Below are 4600 nucleotides of genomic sequence, written 5' to 3'. Positions count from 1 at the left end.
AAGTAATATTGATCGTGTATAAGGAATTGTGTCGAAATGGCAATAACCAGAAGAAAATTTATTATTGGTGGTTCTGTAGTCGCTGTCGCAGCGGGAGCCGGTATTTTAACTCCGATGTTGACTCGTGAAGGGCGATTTGTTCCGGGTAAACCACGTGTTGGTTTTGTTGAAGGAACGCCTGGCGCATTGCCACAACAATCTGATGTTGTTGTTATTGGGGCTGGTATCTTAGGTGTAATGACGGCGATTAACCTTGCTGAGCGTGGGTTATCTGTCGTGATTGTAGAAAAAGGGAACATTGCGGGAGAGCAATCATCTCGATTCTATGGTCAGGCAATTACATACAAAATGACCGATGAAACCTTCTTATTACACCATTTAGGCAAACATCGCTGGCGTGATATGAATGCGAAGGTGGGTGTTGATACCACTTATCGTACTCAAGGTCGTGTAGAAGTCCCTTTGGATGAAGAAGATCTGGTTCACGTTCGCCAGTGGATGGATGAGCGCCATAAAAACGTTGGCTCTGATATTCCATTCAAAACACGCATGATCGAAGGAAGCGAGTTAAATCAGCGTCTTCGGGGTGCTAAGTCTGATTGGAAAATTGCAGGTTTCGAAGAAGATTCTGGTAGTTTCGATGCAGAAGTTACTGCATTCGTTATGGCTGAATACGCGAAGAAAATTGGTATTAAAATCTATACCAACTGTGCAGCGCGTGGCTTAGAAACTCAAGCGGGTGTGATCTCTGATGTTGTGACTGAAAAAGGCGCAATCAAAACTTCTCAAGTTGTTGTTGCGGGCGGCGTTTGGTCTCGTCTGTTCATGCAAAATCTGGGTGTAGATGTTCCAACATTACCAGCTTATCAATCACAACAATTGATTAGCGCGGCACCAAATGCACCGGGTGGAAACGTTGCTCTGCCGGGCAATATTTACTTCCGTGAACAAGCCGATGGAACCTATGCAACTTCTCCACGCGTGATAGTGGCACCTGTTGTTAAAGAATCCTTCACTTATGGCTATAAATACCTGCCATTGTTAGCATTGCCAGACTTCCCTGTTCATATTTCATTAAACGAACAGCTGATTAACTCGTTTACCCAAGAGACCAGCTGGAAATTAGATGAAGTTTCTCCATTTGAGAAAAACCGTGATATGACGGCATTACCAGACTTACCAGAACTGAATTCATCTCTAGAAAAATTGAAAACTGAGTTCCCTGCATTTAAAGACTCTAAATTAATTGACCAGTGGAGCGGAGCGATGGCTATCGCACCAGATGAAAACCCAATTATTTCTGAAGTTAAGGAATATCCAGGTCTGGTTATTAACACAGCAACTGGCTGGGGTATGACTGAAAGCCCAGTTTCCTCTGAAATGACCGCAGATATCCTATTAGGTAAAGAGCCAATCATTAATCCGAAAGCATTTAGCCTGTATCGTTTCTAAGTTAAGTACAGCCTGTTGTTGACATTAATGTAGATATAAAAATACTAAAGCCCTCAATATGAGGGCTTTTTTGTATCGACAGGAAGTTAAAATTAGATAAAAACTATAAAGCCGTTTTTTAAATTTCTCAACGATATTAGGTTTGACTGGAAAGTAACCTTACTCTAAATCGCCAAAATGCTGGGTAAACTGTGTTTCGTACTGGCCTATAAATTGCTCTAGTTTTGCCGGAGTATCTCTAATGTTGGTTTCTGTAATACCTGCTTTTGCCATTGCCGCTTTTAATTTTGCTTCCGTTCCTTCATTAATGTCGATGTTAGCAATAACCAGGAAAATGGTTTTTAAATCATCACAGCCGCTTTTTGTTTCACATATCTTCGCGATTTTCTGCTCATTAGACATATAGATAGAATAGCTAAAGGCATCTTTGGTGCACACTACATCATTTCTCTCTTCTGAGGTCATATCTTTAGTTATGGCACTGAAAACGCTATTAGTGACCTCTGTGTAGTTTGCAAAAGAGGTGCTATTTTTAGGGGTTGGTAAACCGCTTTTCGTTAAACTTTGATTAGTCACAGGCAAACAGGTCGAATTGGCTATAGCGCCAGAAACAACCGTACAGCTTAAAATGATCGATAAAAGTAATTTTTTAAACATAACAAACCTTTCGTTTTTGAAATGATAAAGTAACGTATAATTTAAGTGTAATAGAGGATATAGGATTAACGGTATTTTTTAGGTTTTATTTAGACTTTGTAATTGATATCTAATTATTTTACGGAGTTAAGATTTTTAGGTGTTTATAAAGGTTGTTTAAGCATGCGATTGGCTCGATATTTTTATGAAAAAAACGAAACTATGTTAGCAAAATACATATTAGGTACCATGAAAAAGCAGGCCGTATGTGAAGTTATTTTTGATCAGCGCCAGCAAGATGCCCAGTCGGAAGTTATGCAAATTATCCGGCAGTGGCGATTTCATGACGGGGTTATTCTTCAATGCTCTGAAGAAATTGAATTATCTATTCCCGATAATGATAGTCAATGTCCTGAGCGTTGGATTATTTGGCAAGTTATTGATTCTGCGGGGTGTTCTGTTTTACCTCAAAGAAAAGAGTTTTTTAACGCATGCCAGCAAGCATTTTGGCTAAAAATGCAAATGGTAGAAGAATAAAGAGAAAAATAAGCAAATTAATGACGAATTTAATGTAGAGGCTATCATTGGTTATGAAATGTTTTTTGCATATTAACCGATTGAGAGTAATCTTCTGGTAAATTTAGGCATATTAATTAAATTGATTGCGTTTTGATAAACACGTTTTAAATATCATATATAGCAAGATTTGTAAGTGAGCGTGCCACATGGCGATGGATAAAATTAAAGAATTATTTGTGAATAACAGGGAATGGGCAACGTCGATTAAAGAACAAGACCCTAGCTTTTTTCGACAATTATCAAAAGACCAACAACCTAAATTTTTATGGATTGGTTGCTCCGATAGCCGAGTACCTTCTGAAAAATTAATTAAAGTTGGCCCTGGCGATCTATTTGTTCATCGAAATATAGCGAATCTGGTGGTTCACACGGATCTCAACTGTTTATCTGCTATTCAATATGCTATTGATGTGCTCAAAGTGGAACATATTATTGTCTGTGGGCATTATGGCTGTGGTGGTGTTGAGGCTGCGATTAACAATAAGGAATTAGGTTTAATTGATAATTGGCTGCTGCATATTCGAGATATTTGGTTTAAACATAGTAGGATGTTAGGTGAACTGAAACCAACAGAGCGTATTAATCGCTTATGTGAATTGAACGTGATTGAGCAAGTTTATAATCTGGGCCACTCCACCGTATTACAATCTGCATGGAAAAGAGGGCAGGATATTATGGTTCACGGTTGGATCTACGGTATTAATGATGGTTATTTGGTGGATCTTGATATTACGGCAGATAGCCGAGCAAAACTGGAGCTTTGTTATCGTGAAGCGATAGCGGCTTTAACCACAAAAGCACCGTTTACAACAGGTTGCTCCGCGGATTAATATAATACCTATAAATTAATTTTACGAAAAAGACCCATTGATAAATGAATATCAGTGAGTCTTTTTTAGTTTATATGAGGGTGTTTTTGATTGGGAAATAAGTTTAAAAACCAACTGCAATACCAGCACCATAAACTGCACTGTCTTCATTATTCCAACTAATGGAGCTACGAATATTCATATTATCATTGACATGATATTGTCCACCAAATGCGACGGCGTTGCCATTACGATAATTTCCTAAACCCATTCCCATACTAAAATTGGTGTTGTTGGTATACGGGATGTTAGCCATTGCAGAAACAGATGCGATACCCGCGTTAGCTCGATCGGCATTTTTATCCATTTTGTTATCCAGTGAGTTGAGTCTGCCATTCATATTTTGTTCTAACATATCAACACGTTGATTTGTGTAGTTTCTACTATCACTGATTGCTTTCGATTGAGCACTTTTAATCGAGGTATTTAATTGTTCAGCTTTTTGATTTGTATAATGGTGACTTTCTGTTATCGCACTAGATTGTGACTCTTTAATATTATTATTCAGCTGCTGTGCTTTCTGGTCAGTATACTGATTGCTTTCAGTAATTGCATTGGATTGCGATTCTTTAATATTATTATTCAGTTGCTGAGTTTTCTGGTCGGTGTATTGATGACTTTCAGTAATGGCGTTGGATTGCGATTCTTTAATATTTTTATTTAATTGCTCAGTTTTTTGATCGGTATATTGGCTACTTTCGGTGGCAGCATTAGCCTGAGCGTTTTGAATCTTGGAATCTAAAATTTTCACTTGCTCATCAGTATAATTGGTTCCAACGCTAATAGCTTGAGTTGTTGAAGTTAAAATTCGAGTATTTAACTCAGTCACTTTTTTATTTGTATAACTTTGACTATTTTTTTCAGAAGCTTCTATTGCAGTATTTAATTCTGCCGCTTTACTATCGGTATATTGTGTTCCAATCTGAATAGCTTCCATCTCTGCTTTATTAATTTGGTTTTGGATATCAGAAGGTTGCAAGCTAGTTAGTGCTCTACTTGGAAATGAGTCATTTTTTAATTCACCCGCAGCAGCATTAAAGGTTAATAAAATTGACATAATCTGT

General features: G+C 37.8%; 5 protein-coding genes. 3 read left to right on the top strand and 2 right to left on the bottom strand.

From position 1 onward, the window contains the following. The first annotated feature begins 36 nt into the window (after window positions 1-36). On the top strand, window positions 37-1452 hold the full coding sequence (locus JK188_RS16465) for an NAD(P)/FAD-dependent oxidoreductase (RefSeq protein WP_036951608.1): 1416 nt from the start codon (window positions 37-39) through the stop codon (window positions 1450-1452). 159 nt (window positions 1453-1611) lie between these two features. On the opposite strand, the gene JK188_RS16460 is transcribed toward JK188_RS16465, so the two are convergent. Continuing rightward, window positions 1612-2109 (bottom strand): hypothetical protein, encoded by a 498-nt coding sequence (locus JK188_RS16460; RefSeq protein ID WP_211885165.1) that lies wholly within the window; start codon window positions 2107-2109, stop codon window positions 1612-1614. Window positions 2110-2337: 228 nt separating this feature from the next. Here JK188_RS16460 and JK188_RS16455 point away from each other — a divergent pair, with 228 nt between their 5' ends. Both JK188_RS16455 and can read left to right on the top strand, forming a co-directional pair. Further along, window positions 2338-2625, top strand: a complete 288-nt coding sequence (locus JK188_RS16455) for a hypothetical protein (RefSeq protein ID WP_249216039.1) — start codon at window positions 2338-2340, stop codon at window positions 2623-2625. 188 nt (window positions 2626-2813) lie between these two features. Beyond that, a complete protein-coding gene (gene can / locus JK188_RS16450; protein ID WP_211885166.1) occupies window positions 2814-3497 on the top strand; it encodes a carbonate dehydratase in 684 nt (227 codons plus the stop codon). 103 nt (window positions 3498-3600) lie between these two features. On the opposite strand, the gene JK188_RS16445 is transcribed toward can, so the two are convergent. After that, window positions 3601-4600: YadA-like family protein (locus tag JK188_RS16445; RefSeq protein ID WP_249216038.1), on the bottom strand; the 1000-nt coding region annotated here is incomplete at its 5' end.

It is taken from the genome of Providencia sp. JGM181 (genome assembly GCF_018257375.1).
GTDB lineage: Bacteria > Pseudomonadota > Gammaproteobacteria > Enterobacterales > Enterobacteriaceae > Providencia > Providencia lanzhouensis.
This window is presented reverse-complemented; position numbering and strand designations above follow the sequence as displayed.

What these genes read in the sequence shown, in the direction of transcription:
- JK188_RS16460 (WP_211885165.1), bottom strand. Translation starts at nt 2,109, where the DNA reads ATGTTTAAAAAATTACTTTTATCGATCATTTTAAGCTGTACGGTTGTT.
- JK188_RS16465 (WP_036951608.1), top strand. Translation starts at nt 37, where the DNA reads ATGGCAATAACCAGAAGAAAATTTATTATTGGTGGTTCTGTAGTCGCT.
- JK188_RS16455 (WP_249216039.1), top strand. Translation starts at nt 2,338, where the DNA reads ATGAAAAAGCAGGCCGTATGTGAAGTTATTTTTGATCAGCGCCAGCAA.
- can (WP_211885166.1), top strand. Translation starts at nt 2,814, where the DNA reads ATGGCGATGGATAAAATTAAAGAATTATTTGTGAATAACAGGGAATGG.